A 25,380-nucleotide genomic window follows, 5' to 3' on the forward strand; every position below is an offset into this window, starting at 1 on the left:
TTGAGCGCCTATCAGGCAATGACTAACCCTGAGCAAAATGCTATTGTCGATTAGTGTAGGTTTATATGTGATACAAGGAATATTAGATTTGAGTAGCTCTTACAACAAACAAGAAAAATTGAAACAACTCTCTGAAATGTATTTATTCGAAGAGCTTTTCAAGTTGATACGAGTGTCTTCGGGATTAAGTATTACCTTTTGTTATCTATTGTTATTGCTTACCAGTATGGCCTATTTACATCTTTATTATAGTGAATTCGATATCAGCATTGTTAAGTATGTCTCCCTCGAAGATATGCTCGCCACACCGATAAAAAACCCTAGTATTGTATTTACTTATATTACAGTAATTTTGGTATTGATTATCGCCGACATAGGTAATCGCTTTAGAGCCAGAAAGAAGCTAGAGTACCGCGATGAGCCAATGCCCAAACTAATGCGATTTATAAGTGCGCTACTATGGGCGCCGATCAATCCAAAAACCAACTTACAATTTACCATTTCAGCTGTATGTATATGCGTTATTGCTTATATTTTCGTATTTGCAGATATTGAAGCAAGCGCTGTAAAATCAGGTAAAGGTACAAAGGTATCTATTGTTTTAAGCGACCAAGACAAGCCTATTGAAACTACATTATTAGGCACCAGTGTGAATTATGTGTTCACTTATGATCACAAGGCAAAAGAAGCCACTATTTTTTATGTTGAAGCAATAAAATCGATTAAAAGCTTCAAATCAGTTGTTGAAGAAGCAAACACCAATGAGAGTCAAAAAACGGCCCCCTCAAAGCAAGCACCCAAAAGTGAAACGAAAGATAAGTAGCTAATATTTAAGCGAACGAACTTTTAAACTACTCTTTCTTTTCAAGCTGAAGCGAAAAACTTATAAAAACTCCAGCGATAATGCCTATCAATACACTTGAGAAGATGCCAAATTGCGATACGAGCGGGTTTAAAGCAAATATGTAGAAAAAAATTAATGGGATGATACCTAGGGCTAGGAATTTTAAGTTAATGGCAACTTCTATTTTAGTTTGACAGTAGGGACAGGCTTTATATTTACCCCACTTATTCAAAGCCTTTGAGAAAAAGCCTATTTTATTTTCACACTCTGGGCATTTCATTATTTAACTTCCCTAAAATTCCTTTTTTAAAACACGTTGAATTAAATCACTTAAACACGATTTAATGAACCCTTATTTAGTACATATTCAAAAAAGTCGACGTTTTCATGCTCATTTTCTCGAGGTATAAAACCCAGTTTCAACAGTAATTTAGCAGAAGCAACATTCCCTTTATCTACCCCACCAACAAGACTTTGCCACGACTCTATTTGCTCTGCGCGCTTTATAAAAGCATGTAATAGCTCACTGGCGAAGCCTTTACCCCAATATTCTTGCGCAAGTAAATAACCTATGTGTTTCTCAGCCTTATCTGTATTGCTAACAAATACAAAACCTAAACACACATCATCTTTATCTTTAATTAAAAAAAACCGGCTCTCAGAGCGCATTTTACTTAACCAAGATTTAGCTTCTACGTCATTGTTCACGCCATGAAAGTAAGGTGGCAGGCTTGCCACAACGGTCAGTGTCAAAATGCTTGGGATCGCAGCTATTAATGCGTCATCGACTAACGCTTCTTCAGAGCTTAGTTCAATTAAATTGAGTCGTTGGGTTGATAAATAAAGTGCCACTTTTCTCTCTTGAGTTATAAAGTTTATACTTGTTCAGGAAAGCACGCATCGAGCGTGAAACGTTGAATACCTGTTTTTAGCTTCAGACTTTCTTGACACATTTTAGTTGCTACTTGCTCCCCATAAATGGGCTTATAACGCTTTAAGAAAGGCAAGCGACAAAGTGTAGGAAATACCCAACTGCCAAGCTTTTCTCCAAACCTAAACCCTTCGCGCTCTCCAAGCAACAGTGACGGTTGAAAAATACAGATACGGTTAAACTTAAGTTGTGTGACTTTGTCTTCTAACTCACCTTTCATCTGCAAATATGCATTCTTGCTTTTGCCGTTTGCGCCACTTGAAGACACTAAAAAATACTCAGATACACCGTTATTAGCAGCAAGCTCAGCCACCTTTAGCTGGTAATCAACATCAACCACACGCTGGGCAGCAACAGAACCCGCTTGCTTTTTTGTTGTGCCTAAACAAGAGAAAAGTAAATCACCTTTGAAATGCCAACTAAGACTATCTAGATTTGCAAAGTCGACAACTTGGTTACTGATTTTAGGGTTGTCGTAACATATTTTTCTGCGCGTAATAGCAATCACCTTTGCGATTTCTGCACACTCTGCAAGTTGCTTAATGAGACTTTGACCAATAAGACCTGTCGCACCTATTACAATGGCTGTTTTCATAGAACGTCAAAAATAAGTTGAGTTAGGTGAACAATAATCAAAGCTAAGGGGCATAGCAAGAAAGGATAGAGTCATCTCTTAAAAAGGCCGATATATCGGCCTTAGTCAAAGACTTCATATTTTAACAAGATACTAAATACGCGTATCTACGCAAGCCTCATGAGGTGAACTAAAGCAATAGCCTGGACCTGTAGGACAACCTAAGAACGCATCTGTATTTAACCAAGCACAATGGTTTGTTGGAACGCACAGTGCTTTATTATCAGTAAAAGCGCCACCCGCCACTTGTGGTGTAGCATTCATAGAAAGTGACTTATCGTTATTGAGCTTTTTTAGATTTTTCTTATTCAGTTTTAATTTCATTTTATTATCCTTATGAAAAGTTTCCCTGCCAATCGGCAGTTCCTATAACATAAACTTGAATATAGAAATTAACAATGCCTTAGCTTTGAAAAATTCAATCAGATTTCATGCCTGAGTTTTGTAACTGACAGCTAGACACTAAATGCTGTTTTAAAAATGCGCTTACTTGATTAAGGGTTTGTTTATCGAAGCCATAGTGACTCCCCTCAAGTGCAATATGCTCATAAGCGTATTCATACTCTTGCTTTTCTAGGTACTTCATCACTTCACTCGCCATATCATAAGAAGGCCATATTTCGTCTTGCCTAGCTGACACCAGCAAAACTGGTCCTTTATTTTTATCTATCGGTATTCTAGCTTGTTCAATTTCAAGTTCTGTCGCCTTGCCCAAGGCTTGCTCGAAAGCTGGTGTAAACTCGCCTGTCACATTCCCTTTTTGCATTTGCCAAGAGAACAATGGCGCGTTGATATACGCCAATGGCTGATTTTTTAAAGTCCAGCTTGATTTGTCTGTTACTGTTTTCACTGCATTCCAGCTAACATGGCTTGGCATAACAGCTACTATATGATTAATAGAATTAAAGTGGCTACCTAGCAATAAAGCCAATTCAGCACCTTTCGAAAAGCCGAAAACCGCAACGCAGTTGTTGTTGATTTTTTCGCTATTAGCCAATAAAGCGATACGCTTTTCTATTTCTTCTAATGATAACTCGGCTGCATTACTGGGTGTATTATCTGTACCAAAATAGCCAAGTGATGCTACTGACATGCCAGCTTCATTTAATCTGTCGAAAATTGGCTGCCAATGTGGTTTTGAGAGTGTATTGCCTCCATCACTGCCTCCGAGCAAAATCACTAAAGGGTGTTTTTGGCCATCGTCGATGAACTGAGTTTTAACGTCTTGCGTGTTTTGGCTTGAGCAAGCCGCAAGTAGCCCTACCAAGATACATGGCATTATTTTTTTCATGAGCTTTCCTATTGATTTTAGATGATTAGATTAGCTATCGTATTAGCTTGTCTTTTAGTAATCGCCCGCCATTTCGGCTGCTGATTACTTGCACTTCTGATTGATGAAACTTGATTAAATAACCGCCTGTTATCCAGCGGTCCATTTGTTTTATTTCTTTGCTATTCGCAATGCAGTTTCGATGAACTCGCAAAAATTGAGAAGGTAATAAAGTCATTAACTCATCAAGAGACTGGTCAAGTGGATATGAAGCCTCAGAGCCATACGCAATCGCTTGACCATGCTCTAACTTGATTGCACAAATATCGGACACTTTCACTAAGGTCACTTTATCGCCTACTTTGCTAACAAGAGTTAGCGCTTCAGGTTCTTGCAATTCTGCAGTTGGTTTATTGAGTTTGTCGTTGACTCGAGATAAAGCCAATGATAAACGCTCGCCTATATATGGCTTTAATAAATAATCGGCGGCGCCGATTGTAAAAGCCTCCACTGCAAATTCACTGTAGGCTGTGCTAAAAACACATTCACCGACAAATCCTCTGTTCTTTAGAGTCGTTACTAAGCTCATGCCGCTCGCGTCAGGCAGATTAATATCGACAAAAAGCACATCCACTTTTGACAATTCACTTGAAGCCAAACATGTCTCTACTGAATTGCATGTAAACAACAAAGTGTGGGTGCAAACTCGACTCAACTGTGCTTTGAGCTTTTCTAATGCTGGCAGTTCGTCCTCAACAATGGCGATATTTAACATTCCCTGCTCCCTAGATGTAATTTGAACTCAACACTTGCTCCTCCCTCTGAGGTGTTGGTGAGTTCTAGCCTTGAACCGGCTTCTAACTCTAACCTTGCCTGAGTGATCTCCAGCCCAAAATGTGCTGCTGTATCTTGCTCAAGCTTTCTATGCCCTATGTTAGTTTTTTTGTTATTGGCGTTTATTAAATAAGACTCATCAAAACCGACACCATTATCATGTACATTAAAAAGCATATATTGGGCATCATGTCGTACTGTGATCCAAATATGTAATGGCGTTGACTTACCATGTTTTATGGCATTTTCTATCAGTGGTTGGAGCAACATTGCAGGCACAGTTTCATCAAGCAAGTCTTCGTCAATGTCAAAGCGAATGCTGAGATTATCACCGAACCGGCTTCGCTCGATATCACACCACTTATTTAAGATGACCAGTTCGTCACTCAACTTAACCCAAGCTCCCTTAGGTGTTGACGTATTTGGCTGGTTTAAGCCTGATTGCGACAATGAATAACGTAAAATTGCAGCCAGATCATGCACTAAATCTTCACAGCGGATCGGTTGAGTTCGTGCAAATGACGCTATGGTATTCAAACTATTAAATAGAAAGTGAGGATTTAATTGAGCATGCAGTAAGTTGATTTCTGCTTGCTTCCTTAATTGCTGCTCTAACTTAAGATGCTTTTGAGCCAAATAAAACTTAACAGCAACAAATATCATTGTGCTCCATGGCAAGCTGATCAAAAATGCTTGCACAAGACTAATGCCTTCAAGAGGTAAAAATAGTGCTCTAATTTCTCCCCACACGAATGCACCAAAACTAATACTTAGAAGCAGCGAAACCCATTGCAAAAACCAACGGTTAATCTTGAATTTGATTACCAATAAATAGCTAATAATCATAGGAAACCAATACATAAACACAACGGCACTGACTGCAGAAAGCAAAATATTGAACGACGGTAACATGCCTCGTTGCAGCCAATCAGTTATGCTGATCGTCAAACTAATAAGTGCAATAGCTGCTAGCGCCACAAACTGTTCATTGCGCTGTAACCTTATATTTTTCATTACTATTCTAAATAAATGAGTGATTCGCTGTAATTGACGCTCATTGTACTTAATAGACAATGAGTTACAGCCATTATTTCTATAAGCGGTCTATTTTTTGGCTCCAATGGTAAATAACAAGATTTAAAGCAAAACCTTTATGTTCGATTTTTAATCTAAACATAAAACTGCTATAACTGGTTTGACCCAAAACTAAAAGCAGATATGCAAAGCATTAATTTTATAAGGGTGAAATATGAAGGAACCGAGCGAAAAATTACTCGTTGGCGCACTTGAGTGCTGCGACTTACCTGAGCTAGAGCTTTTCGATATTCAGATTAGAGTGGATACTGGTGCTGCCACTTCATCTTTGCACGTCGATAATATTGAAGAATTTGAAGAAGATGGTAAAGCCATGGTGCGTTTTGACATCCATCCAGATATTCATAATGTTGACCGAGTTGTCACTAAAACCTTGTCTTTAAAAGGCAGAAAAGTTGTTAAAAGTTCAACTGCGAATACCGAACACCGCATTGTGATTAAAACCAAGATTACTCTTGGTGGTCGAACTTGGCCCATCAAACTCACATTAACCGACAGATCAACCATGCAAAACCTGATGCTATTGGGCCGCGAAGCCATGCAAAAACATATTTTGGTTGATCCTAGCCAAGAGTTTTTAGTGTCTAAAGACAGAAAATAACCTCATTCTGTAAATACAGGTTACACAGTAAGTATTTACACAAAAAATTTAGGAAGGAATTTATGAAATTAGCCATCTTATCTTGTGGGCCTAATTCTTATAGTACTCAGCGACTAAAAGAAGCGGCTTTACAACGCGGTCATAATGTTAAGATTCTGAATACTTTAAAGTTTGCCATAGATTTACAACAGGGTGAACCTGCGCTGCACTTTAGACAAAAACTATTGAGCCAATACGATGCGGTGCTGCCACGTATTGGTGCATCTATTACTTATTATGGCACTGCGGTTGTTCGTCAATTCCAAGAAATGGATGTATTTTGCGCCAACTCCGCACATGGTATCACCAACTCTCGCGATAAATTACGCAGCCTACAATTGATGAGCCGTCATCACATCGGCATTCCTCGTACTGCTTTCGTTAGAGATAAAAAAGACGTACTTCCAGCTATAGAACGTGTAGGTGGTGCACCTGTTATCATCAAACTCATTGAAGGTACACAAGGTATCGGCGTGTTATTGGCTGAGTCGGTAAAGACCGCTGAATCAATCATAGAGCTGTTACAGAGCCAAAAGCAAAACGTCCTTATTCAAAAGTTTGTAGCTGAAAGTAAAGGAAAAGACATTCGTGCCATCGTCGTCGGTGACCGTGTAGTCGCAGCCATGCGCCGAGTTGCTCAAGGGCAAGAGTTCAGAAGTAACGTACACCGAGGCGGTCGTGCTGAGGCGGTTGAACTCAGTGATGAATATAAAGAAACCGCAGTAAAAGCCGCACAAATTATGGGCTTGCAAGTGGCTGGTGTAGATATGCTCGAAAGTGCCACTGGTCCGCAAGTCATGGAAGTTAACTCATCACCAGGTCTTGAAGGCATCGAAACTTGTACTGGGCTTGATGTAGCCGGCGCAATCATTGAATATATCGCAGCGCAAGTAGACTTTCCTGAGATTGATGTACGTCAGCGTTTGACCGTAAGTAAGGGGTATGGCGTGGGAGAAATTTATATTCCTGAAGGTTCAAACTTCGTTGGTAAAACCATCTTAGAAACTAACTTGCACGACAAAGACATCAACGTTCTGACTTTGTATCGCGGTGCTAAGGTCATCCCTAATCCGCGTAAAGACCGCGTGCTCGAAGCCGATGATAAACTACTTTGTTTTGGCAGAATGGATGCAATGCGTGAAATGATCCCAGCTAAAACAAGGCGTAGACGTCGTCCAACTATTCATGACCTACCTGAGCAGTTGCCTGATTCACCAGACGCACCAGAGGTATAATGCTCTACTCACGTAACTCACATAAAACAAAGCCACTTTTATTTCAAAGTGGCTTTTTTAATATAATGCTCAATATGCAGAGATTAGACTCAAAAAATAACCTAAGATCTAACCGACAAAGCCCATTTCATCATGGTTTTGAAGTCTGGCTCTTTACCATACATAGTCATCCCCATCTTAAACATGCGCGCCGCCATATTGCGAATAACAACACAGCCAAGTAATGAACTGATAAAGGCGATGGCTACTTGCCAAAATGCCACATCAATTAACGCCATTTTCATTGGCATAAATACAAATGCTGTTAATGGGAAATAACTTAACACAGTCACAGCCAAGCTACTTGGACTATCCATCATCATAAAGCCAGCCACAATCGGGATCAGGGGGATCATCATAAACGCTGACTTACCACTGTGGTTCGGGTCATCAATCGCAGCTGCAATAGCGGCGATAAATGCTGTACACATATAAATGCCCACCAGTACAAACACAATAAACCAAGGTAAAACAGTAAAGTCGAAAATGCTGAAATCAAGCGCTCTACCTTTCAAAATAACCTGTACAAATGCAAAACCTAATAATGCAGTAATGGCGGTTGTCGTCATGGCTTTCACCGCATGCAACATTTGCCCGATGATTTTACCTTCAATCCACGTCTTTGCATCAATGCAAGAGTAAAGCTGCTCAGTAACGCGTTGTTGCTTTTCTCCGGTAATTGCAACAAACACCTGCCCGAAAGTCATAAATACACCGATGGCCATCAAAAATAGTAAACCATTAGCGGTAATTGAAGATTGTTGCATTGCATCTTTGACTGCTTCATCAAGATAGTTTGTTTCGAACTGGAGTGGCTGTTCAAGTAAAGCCAGTTGAGTTGGGCCAAGGTTTAAAGAAGCAGCAGCATTTGAACGCGCGTAGTCGTTTAATTGAGCTTGTAAGTCATTTTGCCAAGACATTTTACCTTGAGAATATAAAGTCACTTTTTGTGGTAACGCCTGTGAAGCAAAGATCAACGCACCATCAATATTGCCCGCTTTGACTTCAGCAATAAGCGCATCGTTCGATTTTGATTCTGCTCTAAGCACAAAGTCATCATCCAATTGAAGACCCTGTAATTCAATATTAGAGACGATTTGCTGCGGCTCAGGCTGATAAAGTACTTGGTTGTGCCATAAATACATACCTAGCGCCACCAGCAGCATAATAGATTTGCCAATGAGCTCCTGCTTCCATTTAAAGAATTGCATGAACTCCCATTTAGCCACAGTCAGGGTTTGATTTAATCGACTCATGCGGCTTCTCCTTTTTGTACTGCTTGATCGGCTTCTATGGCATGTAAATAAAGCTGATGTAAGTCCATTCTTTGGCTATCAATAAACGCAATATCACCTAACTCAGGTAAATGCGCTAATAATTGATTAAGTTGATCTGCGCGCTCGGCACGAATTGCCAAAGTCGTGTCATTCAGTTGCTCAACTTCAAATTGCGTCAGCTTATTGCTCGCTTCAATTACATTCACAGCGTGGGTGAATGTCACTTTCAAAGCACTCCCCACACCCACTTGTGATTGAATGTCTGCCAATGTGCCATACAACACACTTTGTCCATGATTCATCAGTAACATTCTATCAGCCAGTTTTTCAACCATCGACATCTGGTGTGCGCTCAGGATAACCGTCATATTCTGCGCTTTTAATTCTTTTAAAAACGACACAACTTTTTCTTGGTTCACCGGATCGAGTCCTGAGAATGGCTCATCGAGTAGTACTAATTGCGGTTTATGTAACACAGCACTGATTAACTGCACTTTTTGTTGGTTACCTTTAGATAGGCTTTTAAGTTGATCGTCTTTTCGCTCGAGTAAATCAAAACGTTCGAGCCAATAATCAATGCGCTCTTTGGCTGTTTTTTTGTCAACACCGCGAAGCGTTGCAAAATACATCAGGTTCTGTACTAAAGATTTTTCTAAATAGAGGCCTCTATCTTCAGGCAAGTAGCCCAACTCTGAAGCTGGAATAGACGTGTATTGCTCACCATTGACTGTAATTGTGATTTGACCTTCGTCGGCCTGAGTAAAGCCTACAAGCATGCGCACAAGAGATGATTTACCGGCACCATTGGGGCCAAGCAGTGCAAACACCTCACCTTGTTGTACTTCAAAGCTGAGACCATTTACGGCGGTCACTTCTTTGTAATGCTTGCTGATGTTGTCCACTTTGATATGCATAACGTTCCCTATGAATAAACATTTGGCTCGATTATAACCATAGAGCAGCAATGATAGACAGACTGAAACGTTACAGATTATGAACAAATGTAAAATGATAAAGTCTTTAACGTACGCTCATCTTGACGACAACACGAGCGTACGAAGCTAAAAGAATTATGCTGTTTGCTCACTTTGAGCTTGATGCTTTGCCAAATGCCCACCGATAAACTGACTCATAATTAAAGAGCACCCAGCCAAACCCGCACCAAAGTAAAACACCAGTGAGCTATCGTATAACCACACAACCCCGAAGCTTGCTGGAATGATCACCGCGGCAATGTGATTTATGGTAAAACTCACACCGGCCGTAGCAGCAATGTCTTCAGGTCGGGCAATTTTTTGGAAATAGGTTTTTAGGGCAATGGCCATAGCAAAAAACAAATGATCTACCACGTAAAGTACCGCAGCAAACTCTGCCGACTCCACCAGCGCATAACCGACAAATACCAACACTAAACCCGTGTATTCAATGGTTAATGCTTTTTGCTCACCAATTCGACCTATCATCTTACCAATCATAGGCGCGGCAAAAATATTGATTACGTGGTTGAACATATACAGCATGGTTATTTGCGCCACATCGAACCCAAACTTTTCAACCATCAAGAAACCCGCGAAGACCATAAAGATCTGGCGTCGCGCGCCTGAAAAGAACAGCAAAATGTAATACAAACTATATTCTTTTCTCACGATTAACTTTTTATGTTGTACATTCTTCTCAGGAAAATGCGGAAAAGCGCCCATCATAAATAAAGTTAGTAACAAACCTACGCCACCAAAGAATAAATAAAGCCCTTGATAGGCGGTACTAAAGAAGGTCACGCCTAGCCAAATTAGGGCAAAGGTTGCCAGTGAAGCCATGGATTTTATCGACATCAACTGACCCAGTTTTTGCGGTGCTTCATCTTTGCTAAACCATTGTAAACTCAAAGATTGATTTAAAGTTTCGAAGTAGTGAAAGCCAATCGACATGAGTACCGTTGTGGCATATAGCCCATAAACACTCGGAAATAACCCAGTTAGCGCGACCCCAACCGACAATAAACACAAACTAATGAGCGCAAAAGTTTGCTCTTTTAATACCAATAAAATAAAAACCGCTGTGAATGCTAACAAGCCAGGGATTTCTCGAAGAGACTGCAACATGCCCATATTGGCACCGTTAAATTGTGCCGCCTCTACTGCAAAATTATTCAATAAGGCATTCCACGCCGAGAACGTGACCGCCATCACAATGGTTGCAATAGTTAAAAATCCAAACGGTGACTGCCACTGTTTATTCCGTTCCACTTTTCCCTCACATAAGCACTTTGATTAAAACGCAAGCACATTGTATGCTGTGCGCAGTTTGACCAAAATGCAAAGTTATGACAGATAATTTATCAAATCAGACAAATTCGAGTTGGGTGAGTGTTAAAACACGCTTTAACCTAAAAGCCCTTGGCAAGCCTATCTACCCAAGAGCCACTGAAATGCCGCCTTGGCAGCATGTACAAATCCATTCTCACACTTGGGGACAGCTCGCCTATACCAGCGATGGGGTATTAGGTGTACACACGCCCGCAGGTAAATTTGTTATTCCCCCAGATCAAGCTTTGTGGATCCCCCCCAACCTAGCTCATGAGACTTTTTGTCGTTATGGCGGACATTTTAGAAGCGTTTATATTGATGAAAAATATGTCAAAGTGCTGGGTAATGAGGCCAAACTGCTGCATGTGAATGAGTTGCTAAAAGCGATGATTTTAGAGGTATGTAATTGGCCACCCAACTACCAACCTGACGATAAAAAACTGCGATTTACCCAAGTATTTATTGACCAACTTGAATGCGCGCAAACCAGTAGTTTCTTTATGCCTACAGCACAAGACGACCGCTTATTACCAATTATTTCGGAGCTACACGCCAACCCTGGTTGTAATAAAACCCTAGAACAATGGGGCGAACTGGTTGGCGCGTCGACTCGCACGCTTAATAGGTTATTTCATAAAAGCTTTGCGATGAACTTTAGCCAATGGAAGCAAAAACTGCGCGGTCTTCGTGCCGTTGAAATGATTGAAGCAGGTTACACACAACAAACGATAGCCGAGCAGCTTGGTTTTGAGTCCAGCTCGGCGTTTAATACCGCATTTAAAAAGGTATTTAACTGCACACCGGGGCAATATTTGAAACGTTAAATAACCTGAGCTGTGGTTAAGGAATTTACTAACATTTTGATACTGATATTGATTTGTTAAATATTTTTCAAGTCTGCAGCCGGAAATAGATTCATGCTCCTAAGTTTAGTTTGGATACCACAAAAAATGGCGCATACAGCGCCATTCATTTAGTTAGTCTTATTGCTCGTTCAACTCAGCTTTGACAACTTTTGGTTTGCATAAGCCCGCGCCTCAGCAAGTCTGTTACTACTGCCATGACCTAAACGATAAAGTAGGTAATAACAGTAAGGTACAAAGGCTAAACTGGTTAAAGTTGAGAAAATCAAGCCACCAATAATCGCAATTGCCATGGGTTTATAATCTAATACGCCTGAATCTGCTGAACTACTATCGAACAACACAGGTAGCATACCAATTACCGTCGTTGCCACTGTCATTAGAATAGGTCGTAAACGGGTTGAACAAGCATCAACTATCGCTTGTTGTAAGTGCTCTGCTGAGCCCTTAAAACGGTTAATTTGGTCAATCAAGACTATGCCATTATTTACCACAATACCCATGAGAACCAACATGCCTAACATGCCTGTTTCACCTAAGCCCATACCAAGTAGTGCAAAGGTCCAGTACACACCAACAAAGCCAAGTCCTATCGAACTTAGAATTGCAATTGGCAATAGCAATGACTCAAACAACGCCGCCATGATCATGAATATCAAGAACAGCGCGATCATCATATTAAAAGCCATGTCTTTCATTGACTCATCTTGCTCAGCAAACTTAGGACCTAAGCCCCAAGAATAGCCTCGCGGCAATGTAATGGCATTCATCATCTCGTTCAGCGACTTAGCCGCTTCTTTGTGACTGACATCTTGAATATTCATGTCAATAGAAATCTGAGTTTGACGATCTCTGCGCGAGATTGTGCGCGGTGCTGGGCGCGTTTCTATTTCTACCAATTGTTGCAAGGTTAAAATAGCGCCGTTTGATTCCATGACGGGTAAACTTTTAAGTTCTTCCATAGGAATAGCACCCTGTTCATAGTAACCCGCGATGATCTCGACCTCTCCCTTATCAAGGGTTCTCAGCGTTTTCAAGTTAAGACCACGCATGGCATTACCAATTTTAGTGGCAATTTCTTGCGTCGAAACACCCAGCTGCATAGCACGTTGTCTGTCTACCACCAGCTGCATTTCGTAAACATCGCCCTCAGCACTATTTTTTACATCGGTAAAATGTGGATGGGCTTCAATCACAGGGATAAGCTGCTCAGCCAACTCATTTAACTTTGCTGTCGAGCGACCAAACAGATAAACACTCACCGCCGTTCGAGATCCTGCTTCTCGTTGTAAAGATGCTTTTGCATACGCTGATTCAGGAAAGTTGTCACGGATATCTTTTTTAATATCCTCAATGGGTCTAGGTAAGTCTTCAACAAAGCGAATACTTGACCATGCGCCTCGTTGATAAACCCCTGAATAGAGCTTATGTATCCCAAGTGATTGCTTGTTATCGAGTAAATAAGTCTCTATTTTTTGCAAAAACGCGAGCTTTTTATCAAGCTCAGGTTCGCCCTTAAACTCATAAAAAATCTGCAATCGTTTTTGTGATTGAGCGTCACTTGAGCTCTTATCAACCATACTTTTTGCCAGCATAACACTGGTAAACATAATCAAGAAAAAAGCCCCCACACGCTTAGGGTGGCTAAGACCCCAAGTTAATGCTTTGCGGTACGTTTGCTGTGCTTTATCTGAGCCAGATTCATTTGCGCCGGCATTGTCAGGTAACACACGATACATACACAGTGGGATCAAGGTTTTTGCAACCAATAAAGACACCATTAATGGCACACAAATAGACACAGCTATCTGCTGTAGCATCACGGTTAAAAAGTTACTGTCACCCATGAGTAAAGGTAAAAAGATCACCACTGTAGTGAGTGTTGCGCTCAAAATGGCAGTACTGACTTTATCAACACCTTCTATGACTGCTGCTTTACCCGAATCGCCTTGTGCTCGTTGTTGCAAGATGCTCTCACAGACCACTACCGAGTTGTCGATAAGCAGGCCGATGGCGATGATCAAGCCAATCAAGGTCAGCATATTTAAGCTGAATCCCATGAAGTAAATAATCGCCAACGAAATGCTTAATGAAACAGGCACGGCAAGAACCACAACGCCGGTGAGTTTAAGGTTACGTAAGAAGAACCACAGTACAAAGAATGATAACACCGCCCCGATTGCGCCAGCCTGTAACAACGAAGAAATCGACACTTCAACACTGTTACCATCATCTCTGTCATATTGAATATCAATATGTTGCAGTTGTGGCTTTTGCATCACTTCATCAAGAGTTTCACGAATGCGCTTTGCCACATCGACTACATTTGAATCCGATTCTCTGAAGATATCTAAGCCAACAGCTGGTTGACCGTCAACACGACGCTGCCATTGGCGCTCACTCAATGCATAATGCACGTTGGCAATGTCAGAGAGTTTCACTCGCTCATTGATGCGTTGCGCACGAATATCTTCGATATCACGATATTGACCCTGCGGTGTCACCGCATAGCGATAATCATCAGTATGAACTTCACCCACAGATTTTAAAAAGTTGGCTTCTTGAAGTACTCGAGTCACTTGCTGAATGTCAACGCGATGCATAGCGAGTTTGTCAGGATCAAGTTTCACCCAAATTCTTGGCTGACGTAAATAAAGCTCTACGCGCCCCACGCCTTGAATACGCTCCAATGGCATTTTTAGGTTGTTTTCTAAAAACTCATAGTCACGATTTAAAGATTTTTCACTCAATAATGTTAATTCAACAACCGGCATATCTTGGGTTGAAAATTTCATTACGTCTACGCGTTGTAAGTCTTCAGGTAAAAGGTGCCGAACCAAATCAACCTTCTCACGTGCTTCTAAAATCGCCACATTTAAGTCGGTCGAAAACTTCATCTGTAGGGTAAGTGACGTCCACCCTGAAGAAGTACGAGAAGTGACTGAGTTTACCCCACCCATGGTTGCCAAAGCTTCTTCAAGAGGCTTGGTAATAAGGCGTTCAATCTCTTCAGGCGTCGAACCAGGGTATGATGCTCTTACAAAAACGGCAGGTGCATTGACCGCAGGCCAGCTATCAAGTGGAATAAGCTTACTGCTCATAAGACCAGCCACTATCATTGATAGCATCAACATAAAGCAAGTCACTGGCCGCTTTAGGGCCAGTGCAGTCAGGTTTTTGATAGATTTAGCCTGCTTCATAGTTCGCCTTACCTAAGTTCTCATTTACCTGCACTTGGTCACGGTTGAACACACTATATAAAACAGGAATAACAATCAGGGTTAAGAAAGTCGCAATTAATAGACCGCTCATTACCGTAATCGCCAATGGCGCGCGTAATTCTGCGCCCTCACCTGTTGCCATCGCCATAGGTAGTAGGCCTAAAATCGTGGTCATGGTCGTCATGATGATTGGGCGTAAACGTGAGTTGGCCGCTTCTAAAATAGCATCTAACATCACGCTGCCTTGCGCGCGTAATTGGTTAATACGGTCGATTAATACAATGGCGTTGTTTACTACAATACCGCTGAGCATGATCAAACCAATAAAGGTGATCACACTTAAGCTGGTACCAGTGATAAATAAACCAAAGATTGACCCGAGTACCGCCAGTGGCACGCTGAATAAAATGATGAACGGATTTAACAATGACTCAAACTGTGAAGCCATCACTAAGTAAACCAAGAATACCGCCAGCAATAGCGCCATAATTAATGACGAATAGGCTTCTTCCATTTGCTGGTTTTGCCCAATCACTTGACTATAAATACGGTCGGGTAAACCTAAAGATGCGACTTCACTTCTCACAACCTGCGCCGCTGTTGCTAAATCACCTTCTTTCACAGAGGCAGTAATGATGGCAACGCGCGCCTGATCTAAACGATTGATTTCGTTCGGGCCAATAGACTCAGTGACTTTCGCAACCGCTGACAAAGGCACGCTCTGGCCATTCTCACCATGAATGATTAAGTCGCGGATCGCCGCCACTGAGTTACGTGAATCACGATCAACCTGAACCAAAATATCAACCTGACGATCATCTAGGTTATATTTGCTAGCGACATTACCGCCAATTTTGGTTGCCAGAATATCGGTAATGCCAGCTGCGGTTAAACCTAGGCTACTTAAACGTTGATGATCAAACTCAATTTTCAGCTCAGGTTGTCCTGCTCTGAGCGATGTTGTGACATCGGCAAAACGGTTTTGCTGTTGCAGCTGAGACACCAATCTATCGGCGTACAGTTTTAACTCATCAAGCTGATAACCACTCATCACCACAACTAAAGGACGCTCTTGCTCAAACATGCGACTTTGAGTGAACTCCGCATTGACCTGCGCCATGCCAGACAGTTGCGCACGTAACGCATCTTGCACTGCGCTTAATTGTGCTGGTGTTTCAGTTTTAACAACCAGTTGCCCCCAGTGAGAGCCACCACGTGTCGCACTGCTCATCATCAGACTGCCTGTGCCCGACATACTATAAGTGTGCACCACACCTGGCATATCAACGACTGAACGCGCCAGCAAATTAAGCTGTTGGTCAGTTTGTTCAATCGGCGTGCCCTGACGCAGCGTAACTTCTAAAGTCAGCTCTGTTTGCGCCACTTCAGGCATCAGTTCCATGCCCAATTTAGGCAACAGGCTTGCTACACCCACAGCAAAAACTAAAGAAATTGAAATAACCAATGCACGCTGTTTCATCGCGCCTTTAAGTAGCTTGTCATACCCATTGGCAAAGATTTTATAGACACCATTGAATGAAACATAAGCCGGATAAGTAATTTTGCTGGTGCACCAGCCTATGATTTTCGACAACATCATAATGAGGCGTAATATCCAACGCCCGATAAAACAAGGGATCACAACAGCCAAAAACTTGAACGGCAGTAATAACAGACTCAGCCATTTCTTTGCACCTGTTTTCAAGGGCTTTTCAGATTCAATGTTTTCAAGGTTTGCATCACCCGAGGCAATTGAAAACTGACGTGACGCTAACATAGGAATAAAGCTCAGTGCCACAATTAATGAGGCAAGTAGAGCAAAGGTGACCGTTAGTGCTTGATCGCTGAAAATCTCACCAGCAAAACCTGTGACAAATGCCAAAGGTGCAAATACTGCCAATGTTGTCAGTGTAGACGCTGTAACTGCACCCGATACTTCATTGGTGCCTTCAATTGCTGCTTGTTCAACATCTTGCCCTTGTTCTTTTTTACGATAGATATTTTCAAGCACTACGATGGCGTTATCGACCAATAAGCCAACCGCCAGCGCAATACCGCCTAAAGACATGATGTTTAGGCTGATGTTATTGGCAAACATCAAGTTAAAAGTTGCAATGATGGAGGTTGGAATAGCCAGTGCAATGATGATTGTCGGTTTAAACTTACCTAAGAAAAGATACAAAACTACAATCGCGAGTAGACCACCGATAATGGCAGTTTGCTTCACTTCATCAATGGCTTTTTCAATAAACTCGGCCTGATTTGTGAGAATTTTCAGTTCAGCGTTTTCTGGTAATTCATCCTGTAGCTGTTTGATTTTAGCCTGTACACGTTTGGCCACAGCCACTGTATTGGCATCGCCCTCTTTATACAAAGCCATTTCGATTGCTTCGTTTCCATTAACACGAGTAATATCTTGGCGCTCTTTTACACCGTCAACCACAGTGGCAATATCACGTAGGTAAACCGTTTGTCCGGCATCTTGTTTAATAATGACATCGCCAATTTCTTCGATATAAGTAAACTGGTTCAGGGTGCGAACTAAAAACTCTTGCTGACCATCATAAACTCGACCGGCCGACACATTGATGTTTTCATTTTTAATTCGGTTTGTGATCATCTCAGCGGTCACATCACGAAGATTAGCTTGTTGTTGGTCAATAAGCACTTGTACTTCTTGCTCTAAACCACCACTGAGTTGAACTGCTGCAACCCCATCAATAGGTTCAAGGGCGCGTTTTAGCTCTTCTTCTGCGTAGGTGCGCAGTGATCTTAGTTGTGTGTAAGATTGCGCATCACCTGAGATGCTTAGTCTCAAAATTGGGTCTAAAGATGGGTTAAATCTTAAAATGACAGGCTTTCTCAGTTCAACAGGTAGCATTACCATATCGAGTTTTTCGCGAAGCTCCATGATGGCCAGATCCATATCTGTGCCCCATTGGAACTCAATGACTAAATCTGATTGCCCCGGTTTTGAAATAGAATGCAGTTTGCGAATGCCTTTAACGACACCTACCGCCTCTTCAATTGGTTTTGAAATCAGTTGTTCAATTTCAGCGGGAGCCGCACCGGGATTTTCTGTTCTTACTGTTAAAGTTGGGTAACTTAAATCGGGTAATAACGACACCACAAGGCGTGAGAATCCCACCATACCGAACAACATCACCGCCAAAACCAACATGGTTATGGTCACTGGGCGCTTTACCGCAAGCCTAGCAATATTCATACTCTGTCCTTACTTCTGGCGCGATTAAAGCTGTTGAGATTTTTCTTCGGTATTGGTCACGATGGCACTTTGGTCGTGATTTAACACCTTCAGTAAAGCATCTTCTTTAAGACCATGTTGACCTACAGTGATAACGCCATCTTCACTCGAAATAGGTGTGATGACTTCTACCCAGCCGTCTTGAGTGTAACCTGTTTCGACTTCAAGCTTTTTAGCTCTGTCATTCTGTGCAACGAACAAGGTTGCTTTACCATCTTTTTTGATCACGGCGTTTTCAGGCACCAAAGTAACACCCTGCTTGCTATCAAGCAGTAAAGCAACACGGGCAAACATCCCCGGCTTTAAAATATTCTCTTGATTATCAATCGTCAGTGTCACTTTGAAGGTGCCTAACTTGCTGTCTACCAAAGGCGCAATTCGCAGTACGGTTGCTTCTAGTTGTAGGTTTGGCTCTGCAGGGAAATGAAGTTTTGCAACTTGGCCCAGTTTTACTTTGCTAAGCTCTGACTCAGGCAAGTAAACAACGCCGATGAGTGAGTCTAGTGACACAACATGGAACATTTCATTGCCTGAATTACTTAGCATGTTATGTGCTTTGACTGAACGTTTTGCGATAACGCCGTCAATCGGCGAAACAACTTTACTGTCGCGCAGTTTAATTCTGGCAACTTCAAGTTGGTTTTCTGTTGTTTGCACTCTAAAGCGAAGTTTATCTAAGTCTTTTTCCGAAATCAGTTGTTTGCCGTCAACTGGCTGGCTACGACGATATTCTGACTTTGCTGATTCGTAATCAATCTTGGCACGTTCAAAATCTAATTCATAATTGCGCGGGTCAATTTGTGCAAGTAACTCTCCAGCACTCACACGCTGACCTTCTTGCGCATGCACAGATTCAAGCATGCCCGTTACCTTATTAACCACTTTGCTTTCTTGCTCTGCTTCTAAAATGGCAGTGGTTTGATAGAACTTGGCAACATCACCGACTTTTGAAAAAGTAACTTCAACAGGAATGGCAAACTCTTCTTTTTCTTGCTTTTTCGCTGTTTGCTCTGTTTTGCTATCTGCTTTTGCAGTGTTTTCTTCGCCTGAGCAGGCCACTAAGCCTAATACCGATAATGCCAAAAGTGATTTTTGAAATGAATTTAGCAACGACATATTCCCTTCTTATTTTACTAGCCATATGTTATTTGCTCACATCATAAGCGAAAAGGTAAATAAAAAATAACCCTGCCTTTGTTAATTTGTAAGCGTTTGTAAATTAGAAACAATTGGTAACATTTGATCTAAATAGCCAAACAGGGCATATCAACTAAACAACTTGAAATTCAAAAGAATAAATCACAATCCCTAGGAATTAGACTAGGCTAAAAATAGCGAAATAGCCCTCTTTTTGGAACAACGCACAAATCTAACAGGTGAACATATGTACGATGATTTAACCCTAGAGCATTTTATGGATGGGCTCATTAAACGGAACCCACATGAACCTGAATTTCACCAAGCAGTCAAAGAAGTTGCAGAGTCTGTAATCCCTTTTATTAATCAAAATAAAAAATATCACCAAGCGCATATTCTAGAAAGAATGACAGAGCCTGATAAAGTCGTCTCTTTTCGTGTCACTTGGGAAGATGATCAGGGCAATATTCGTATTAACCGTGGTTATAGAGTGCAATTTAACAATGCTATAGGCCCATACAAAGGCGGATTGAGATTTGACCCTTCTGTCAGTTTAAGCGTGTTGAAATTTCTGGGTTTTGAACAAACCTTTAAAAATAGCTTAACGACCTTACCCATAGGCGCAGGTAAAGGCGGCGCTGATTTTAACCCTAAAGGTAAATCAGATAGAGAAATCATGCGCTTTTGCCAATCATTTATGACACAGCTTTATCAACATATTGGCCCTAATATGGACGTTCCTGCAGGCGATATCGGCGTTGGCTCTAAAGAAATTAGCTATTTATTTGGTCAGTACAAGCGCATCACCCATAGAGTCGAAAGTGTACTCACAGGCAAAGCCATTGAGTATGGTGGCAGCCTCATTCGTACCGAAGCGACAGGTTACGGCAATGCGTTTTTTATGCAAGCTATGCTCGCTTACCACCAGCACGACATTAAAGGCAAGACTTGCTTAGTATCAGGGTCAGGTAATGTTGCGCTTCATTGCGCTGAAAAGCTAATACATCTTGATGCCAAAGTGCTCACGCTTTCTGATTCAAGCGGCACACTATTTATTCCAGATGGCCTCACGCAAGTACAACTTGATAAAATTAAAGAAATTAAGATCCAGCAACGCAAACGACTCGATGTATTGACCAGTGAGTTTAATTGCGAATTTTTTGAAAATAAAAAACCTTGGCATATAAATGCACAACTCGCTTTCCCTTGTGCTACTCAAAATGAGTTAACAGAGGAAGATGCAAAACAATTGGCTGATAATGGCTGTATTGCGGTATCTGAAGGCGCCAACATGCCTTGTACGCCGGAAGCCGTAAAAGTGTTTCATGACAATAAAATCCTGTATGCGCCAGGTAAGGCAGCAAACGCCGGCGGTGTGGCTGTATCAGCTTTAGAAATGTCGCAAAATAGCATTCGTATGTCTTGGTCGCACGACGAGCTTGAGGAGAAACTGCACAACATCATGAAGCAAATACATGATAAATGCGTGCAATATGGTGAAAATGAAGGTCACGTTGATTATGTCAAAGGTGCCAACATCGCGGGCTTCATTAAAGTGGCTGATGCCATGCTGGCCTATGGTGTGGTCTAGTTTTAACACTAAAAAGCCCAGCAACCGCTGGGCTTGATGTCTTTTATTTAAAGCTAACTGCTAAAAATTATTCAGATACTGGGAAGCCACGGTCACGCATTAACGCGCCTACTTCTGCATCACGACCACGGAACTTGTTATAAGCTTCTGCCGGATCCATTGCATTACGTACTGAGAATAAGTACTGAACTAAACGGTCGCCTAAGTCTTTGTCGTAGAAACCACCCGTTGCATTTGCAAATGCTTCTGCTGCATCTGAGGTTAATACTTCAGCCCACAGGTAACCATAATAACCTGCCGAGTAACCTTCACCAGAGAAGATATGACCAAAGTGCGTTGTACGGTGGCGCATTACGATTTCAGATGGCATGCCTAACTTAGCAAGTTCTGTTTTCTCAAACTCAACCGGATCGCCAATTAGCTCAGGATCTGTCATATGGAATTTCATATCCATAATCGCAGAGGCTAAGTATTCAGTTGTTGAGAAGCCTTGGTTAAACGTCGAAGACTTTTGGATCTTCTCGATTAACTCTTTTGGCATTGGCTTGCCCGTTTTGTAGTGAACAAGGTACTTATTGATCACCTCGTCAGTTGATAACCAACGCTCTAATAACTGAGATTGGAACTCTGTATAGTCACGTACACCGCCGTTCGAGCTTGGGTATTTCACATTTGAAGAAAGCGCATGTAACGCATGACCAAATTCGTGGAAGTAGGTATTCGCATCATCCCAAGAAACCAGTGTTGCTTCGCCGTTTGGTGCTTTCACGAAGTTTGAGTTATTGGTGCTCAATACGTTTGTCTTACCTTGGAATGTGGTGTGTGAACGGAATGACGTTGCCCATGCACCTGAACGCTTACCTTTACGAGCAAACGGGTCAAGGTAAAATAAGCCAACGTGCTCGCCGTTAGACTTACGCTTCACTTCCCATACTTTCACGTCTTCATGGAAAACTGGCACTGACCCCTCAGGTACTGGTGTGAATGTAAAATCGAATAACTCACCTGCCACATAGAACATGGCTTCAGTTAGCTTGTCCGCTTGAAGGTATTCTTTTACTTCGTTTGAATCTAGGTCGTATTTCGCTTTACGTACTTTTTCAGCGTAGAAACGGTAGTCCCATGGTGCGATAGTGATATTCGCACCTTCTTTATCAGCGACAGCTTGCATGTCTGCCACTTCTTCTTTTACGCGAGCAATCGCAGCAGGCCATACTTTGTTCATAAGTCCGATAGCATTTTCAGGTGCTTTTGCCATGCGATCTTCTAAACGCCATTGTGCATAGTTTTCGTAGCCTAATAGCTGAATGCGTTCATGGCGTAGCTTTAAGATTTGGCTGATCACATCACGGTTGTTGTTTTCACCCGCATTATTTCCACGATTGTAGTAGTTGTGCCAAACTTGCTTACGTAGTTCACGTTCTTCAGAATACTTTAAGAATGGGTCCATTGATGAACGCGTATTCGTTACGGCATATTTGCCTTCTTGACCACGCGCTTTTGCTGCTGCCGCTGCTGCAGAGATGTATGACTTAGGTAAACCAGCTAGCTGATTTTTTGTAAGATAAACGACATAGTTTTCTTCATCAGCCAGTACGTTGTTACCAAACTTAGAATGTAAGCCTGACAGCTCTAGGTTAATTTCAGCATAACGCTTTGCTTTGTCACCCGATAGTGTTGCACCGTTACGCGCAAAACCGTTGTAACGCATCCAAGTAATACGCTGTTCTTCTGCGGTTAAGTTTTTAAACTCATTGCTATTATAAACTGCTTGAATACGCTCAAATAACGCTTTGTTTTGCGTGATCTTAGAGCTCATCGCAGAAAACTTAGGCACTAATTTACCTTGTAACTCACGAAATGCTGGACTTGAGTTGTTGTTTGCCCAAATGCCATAGTATGGGAATAAACGGTCCAGAGCTTCACCTGACGCTTCAAGTGCCACTATGGTGTTTTGAAAAGTTGGCTTCTCTGGGTTATTTGCAATGGCATCAATTTCTGCAAGGTTTTCAGCAATTGCAATATCCAGTGCTGGTTCTAAATCCGCAATTGTGACTTTGTCGAACTGCGGTACGCCGTCATACGGCCCTGCGTACTTTTGCAATAAGATATTGTCGTATTGCTTTTCAACTTTTTGTACTACAGGTTCAACTTGTTGTGATGTACTTTGTGTACTGCTACACGCACTCAGTGCAACAACAACCGCTGCACTTAATAGAGAGATTTTTAGTTTCATTTTAGATGTTCTCAGTTTGTTAACCCCTCTATGTTACGAGGCAAACCAATCAGTGCAATAATAAATGCGATGAGAATAGTATCTAAATGTAAATTGTCTCTAAAAATCTAAAATCATCTCATTTATCTCAGTAATTAATTTCAACTTTCTGTATTAAAATTATTCAACAGGTAAAGTATTTACAAACCAAAACATAAGATTAACAATTGTACCTCTTTTAATTTTTCAAAGGATTTTGAAATGAAAACTACAACTTTGATTGCAAGTGTTTTTCTTGCACTGACTTTTAATGCAGCAGCTAACACTGCTGAAAAAGAAATAAAAACAACTGACTTTAATACTTTTTACGACACTCAGGTTGCAAGCCCTGACTGTGGTGGTTATTGGGATGAGCGTCGTGTTCGTGTGTGTGACTATCGCACTGAGCTCACTGATATTGCATACAAAACGTGTCACTACAAGTTAATGTATAAAAACTCAATGACAACTTATCCTGATTGGACGACTAAAACTGTACTGGCTAGTCAAAGCTGTCCTAATGACTGGACAATTCCTGGCCCTTATGGTTATGCTCCGGGCGGTGTTTATGTCCATCAACATGATACTTTCTTCACTCAACAAGAGCGTAAAACAGTTGCATATAATTGCCGTTGGGAAACTCGCAGTGTTTGGGTACCAAACGGCGGTCAATTCTGTCCGATTGAACCATAATTTTAAATTGTTGAGCGGTAATACCGCTCAACACTTCATCACTTCATCACTTCATCACTTCATCACTTCATCACTTTCAAAGTTTATCCTTAATCTCTTGTTGAAGGTCTTTACTCCTTCTGTACTGTCTTGAATTAGGTGCTGCGTATTCAATAGCCAACCGAATAGATTTGGCAGCCTGGTAAGGTTTACTTTGAGCAAGAAATAGCCTGGCTAGCTCATAATTAGGTGCCGATTGCTTTGGGTAAAAAGCCTGCCACTTGTTAATAACATAATAGGCTTCGTCGTAATGCTGCTCTCTTATCAAATAAGCTGTTAGCCCCCATAGCTCATTAAATTCAGGTATCACCTTATACCCTAATCGAGTCGATAAACGCTTATAGTGCACATCAAATTTTTCTGGTGCTCCCACCACAGTATTGCTCGACAGCCACCAATCTCGAAATGTATATCTTAGCGCATGGTATAACCCAAGGTGTGCAATCGTCATATGATCTTCACCTGAAATAAATCGAGCATTTATATCAAGAGAGTTAGGTGCTTTTGTTTTCAATAATGCTAAGAATTTTTCAAAAGCAGCATACTGTTCTATGAATGGGGTCTCTTTTTCACTGTAGGCCACAAGTATTTTATTATTTGCCGAACTCACTAGACTTTGCTCTATCTCATTCAAAAGCTTGCCATCAGCCCAAGCTAAGGTTGGTGACAATGCAAAGTACGCATTAAATTTCTCGGGGTGGCGTGCAAAAGTAAATATAGTAAATAGGCCGCCTAAAGAATGACCACTCAATATCTCAAAAGGCGCAGTTCGATAGGTTTGATGTATCAGTGGCTTCACCTCAGTTTCGATAAAAGTCAGCAGCTTTTCAGCACCTTCTTCTTTACTAAATACAGTGCCATCTTGATGATACGGGCTTAGCTCATTGTGACGGTCAAAGGTTTGAATACCCACAACAATCAACTCTGATATTCCACCCGCTAGGTAATGGATCATAGAAGAAGCATGAGGCATCTGCATATTTGCGTCAGTTAAATAAATAACCGGATAGACTTTGTCTTTATCTTGCTGATAACTCGCAGGCAAAGACACGAGAATTTCTCTCGTTTCGCCATAGACTTTTGATTTTATTTTAGTAATGTTAGGCGCCTGCGCGGTTGCTATAGGGGTAATGAAGAATGCTAATAGCAGCCAAACTATTCGCGCATAATCGAATTTTTGTAAAAAAGTAACCATAAGAAAAGCCTTATAAA

At 41.5% G+C, this 25,380-nt stretch carries 21 protein-coding genes and 1 pseudogene; 7 read left to right on the forward strand and 15 right to left on the reverse strand.

What is annotated here, in order from left to right; genetic code table 11:
• Window positions 1-88: 88 nt before the first annotated feature.
• Window positions 89-823 (forward strand): hypothetical protein, encoded by a 735-nt coding sequence (locus AC1HJP_RS10755; protein ID WP_480361812.1) that lies wholly within the window; start codon window positions 89-91, stop codon window positions 821-823.
• A 28-nt stretch (window positions 824-851) separates the two neighbouring features.
• Here the strand turns inward: AC1HJP_RS10755 and AC1HJP_RS10760 are convergent, their stop codons facing one another.
• From AC1HJP_RS10760 to AC1HJP_RS10790, 7 genes are all read right to left on the reverse strand, one after another.
• Window positions 852-1,124, reverse strand: coding sequence for a hypothetical protein (locus tag AC1HJP_RS10760; RefSeq protein ID WP_480361813.1), 273 nt, complete (start codon window positions 1,122-1,124; stop codon window positions 852-854).
• A 50-nt stretch (window positions 1,125-1,174) separates the two neighbouring features.
• Window positions 1,175-1,696, reverse strand: a complete 522-nt coding sequence (locus AC1HJP_RS10765) for a GNAT family N-acetyltransferase (RefSeq protein ID WP_480361814.1) — start codon at window positions 1,694-1,696, stop codon at window positions 1,175-1,177.
• Between the two features lie 23 nt (window positions 1,697-1,719).
• A complete protein-coding gene (locus tag AC1HJP_RS10770; RefSeq protein ID WP_480361815.1) occupies window positions 1,720-2,370 on the reverse strand; it encodes an NAD(P)H-binding protein in 651 nt (216 codons plus the stop codon).
• A gap of 132 nt (window positions 2,371-2,502) precedes the next feature.
• Window positions 2,503-2,733 carry a hypothetical protein gene (locus AC1HJP_RS10775; RefSeq protein ID WP_421964494.1) on the reverse strand — a complete coding sequence of 77 codons (231 nt, stop codon included), beginning with the start codon at window positions 2,731-2,733 and terminating at the stop codon, window positions 2,503-2,505.
• Window positions 2,734-2,827: 94 nt separating this feature from the next.
• Complete coding sequence (locus tag AC1HJP_RS10780) at window positions 2,828-3,700, reverse strand: acyl-CoA thioester hydrolase/BAAT C-terminal domain-containing protein (protein WP_480361816.1); 873 nt, start codon at window positions 3,698-3,700, stop codon at window positions 2,828-2,830.
• A gap of 34 nt (window positions 3,701-3,734) precedes the next feature.
• Window positions 3,735-4,454 carry a LytR/AlgR family response regulator transcription factor gene (locus AC1HJP_RS10785; RefSeq protein ID WP_480361817.1) on the reverse strand — a complete coding sequence of 240 codons (720 nt, stop codon included), beginning with the start codon at window positions 4,452-4,454 and terminating at the stop codon, window positions 3,735-3,737.
• A complete protein-coding gene (locus AC1HJP_RS10790; protein WP_480361818.1) occupies window positions 4,448-5,527 on the reverse strand; it encodes a sensor histidine kinase in 1,080 nt (359 codons plus the stop codon). The genes AC1HJP_RS10785 and AC1HJP_RS10790 overlap by 7 nt, the downstream gene beginning before the upstream one ends.
• A gap of 235 nt (window positions 5,528-5,762) precedes the next feature.
• Between AC1HJP_RS10790 and AC1HJP_RS10795 the strand changes: the two genes are divergently transcribed.
• From AC1HJP_RS10795 to AC1HJP_RS10805, 3 genes and pseudogenes are all read left to right on the forward strand, one after another.
• The gene (locus AC1HJP_RS10795; protein WP_480361819.1) at window positions 5,763-6,209 is read left to right on the forward strand and encodes an ATP-dependent zinc protease family protein; all 447 of its coding nucleotides are present in this window, start codon (window positions 5,763-5,765) and stop codon (window positions 6,207-6,209) included.
• A gap of 62 nt (window positions 6,210-6,271) precedes the next feature.
• Window positions 6,272-7,195, forward strand: a pseudogene (gene rimK, locus AC1HJP_RS10800) (30S ribosomal protein S6--L-glutamate ligase); the annotation flags it as partial.
• Window positions 7,196-7,483, forward strand: a complete 288-nt coding sequence (locus AC1HJP_RS10805) for a cation:proton antiporter regulatory subunit (RefSeq protein WP_480361851.1) — start codon at window positions 7,196-7,198, stop codon at window positions 7,481-7,483.
• A gap of 101 nt (window positions 7,484-7,584) precedes the next feature.
• Here AC1HJP_RS10805 and AC1HJP_RS10810 read toward each other — a convergent pair whose 3' ends face one another.
• The 3 genes from AC1HJP_RS10810 to AC1HJP_RS10820 form a co-directional block, all read right to left on the reverse strand.
• Window positions 7,585-8,778: an ABC transporter permease gene (locus tag AC1HJP_RS10810; RefSeq protein ID WP_480361820.1), complete on the reverse strand. Its 1,194-nt coding sequence runs from the start codon at window positions 8,776-8,778 to the stop codon at window positions 7,585-7,587.
• Window positions 8,775-9,713: an ABC transporter ATP-binding protein gene (locus AC1HJP_RS10815; protein ID WP_480361821.1), complete on the reverse strand. Its 939-nt coding sequence runs from the start codon at window positions 9,711-9,713 to the stop codon at window positions 8,775-8,777. Before AC1HJP_RS10815 ends, AC1HJP_RS10810 begins: the two co-directional genes overlap by 4 nt.
• 156 nt (window positions 9,714-9,869) lie before the next feature.
• Entirely contained in the window at window positions 9,870-11,045 is a 1,176-nt protein-coding gene (locus AC1HJP_RS10820; RefSeq protein WP_480361822.1) for an MFS transporter, read from the reverse strand.
• Window positions 11,046-11,122: 77 nt separating this feature from the next.
• Between AC1HJP_RS10820 and AC1HJP_RS10825 the strand changes: the two genes are divergently transcribed.
• Window positions 11,123-11,929, forward strand: a complete 807-nt coding sequence (locus AC1HJP_RS10825) for an AraC family transcriptional regulator (protein WP_480361823.1) — start codon at window positions 11,123-11,125, stop codon at window positions 11,927-11,929.
• Between the two features lie 170 nt (window positions 11,930-12,099).
• Here AC1HJP_RS10825 and AC1HJP_RS10830 read toward each other — a convergent pair whose 3' ends face one another.
• Genes AC1HJP_RS10830 through AC1HJP_RS10840 form a run of 3 tightly spaced genes read right to left on the reverse strand, consistent with a single transcriptional unit; the run spans window position 12,100 to window position 19,570 of the window.
• Entirely contained in the window at window positions 12,100-15,168 is a 3,069-nt protein-coding gene (locus AC1HJP_RS10830) for an efflux RND transporter permease subunit (RefSeq protein ID WP_480361824.1), read from the reverse strand.
• The gene (locus tag AC1HJP_RS10835) at window positions 15,155-18,415 is read right to left on the reverse strand and encodes an efflux RND transporter permease subunit (protein ID WP_480361825.1); all 3,261 of its coding nucleotides are present in this window, start codon (window positions 18,413-18,415) and stop codon (window positions 15,155-15,157) included. The genes AC1HJP_RS10830 and AC1HJP_RS10835 overlap by 14 nt, the downstream gene beginning before the upstream one ends.
• Before the next feature lie 24 nt (window positions 18,416-18,439).
• Window positions 18,440-19,570, reverse strand: a complete 1,131-nt coding sequence (locus tag AC1HJP_RS10840) for an efflux RND transporter periplasmic adaptor subunit (RefSeq protein WP_480361826.1) — start codon at window positions 19,568-19,570, stop codon at window positions 18,440-18,442.
• A gap of 268 nt (window positions 19,571-19,838) precedes the next feature.
• Between AC1HJP_RS10840 and gdhA the strand changes: the two genes are divergently transcribed.
• Complete coding sequence (gene gdhA / locus AC1HJP_RS10845; protein WP_480361827.1) at window positions 19,839-21,182, forward strand: NADP-specific glutamate dehydrogenase; 1,344 nt, start codon at window positions 19,839-19,841, stop codon at window positions 21,180-21,182.
• 67 nt (window positions 21,183-21,249) lie between these two features.
• Here gdhA and AC1HJP_RS10850 read toward each other — a convergent pair whose 3' ends face one another.
• Window positions 21,250-23,418 carry a M3 family metallopeptidase gene (locus AC1HJP_RS10850; RefSeq protein WP_480361828.1) on the reverse strand — a complete coding sequence of 723 codons (2,169 nt, stop codon included), beginning with the start codon at window positions 23,416-23,418 and terminating at the stop codon, window positions 21,250-21,252.
• 240 nt (window positions 23,419-23,658) lie between these two features.
• Between AC1HJP_RS10850 and AC1HJP_RS10855 the strand changes: the two genes are divergently transcribed.
• On the forward strand, window positions 23,659-24,129 hold the full coding sequence (locus tag AC1HJP_RS10855; RefSeq protein ID WP_475159532.1) for a hypothetical protein: 471 nt from the start codon (window positions 23,659-23,661) through the stop codon (window positions 24,127-24,129).
• A gap of 76 nt (window positions 24,130-24,205) precedes the next feature.
• On the opposite strand, the gene AC1HJP_RS10860 is transcribed toward AC1HJP_RS10855, so the two are convergent.
• Window positions 24,206-25,363: an alpha/beta hydrolase gene (locus tag AC1HJP_RS10860; RefSeq protein WP_480361829.1), complete on the reverse strand. Its 1,158-nt coding sequence runs from the start codon at window positions 25,361-25,363 to the stop codon at window positions 24,206-24,208.
• Window positions 25,364-25,380 lie beyond the last annotated feature (17 nt).

The sequence above is a fragment of the Pseudoalteromonas sp. NFXS53 genome (assembly GCF_056629255.1).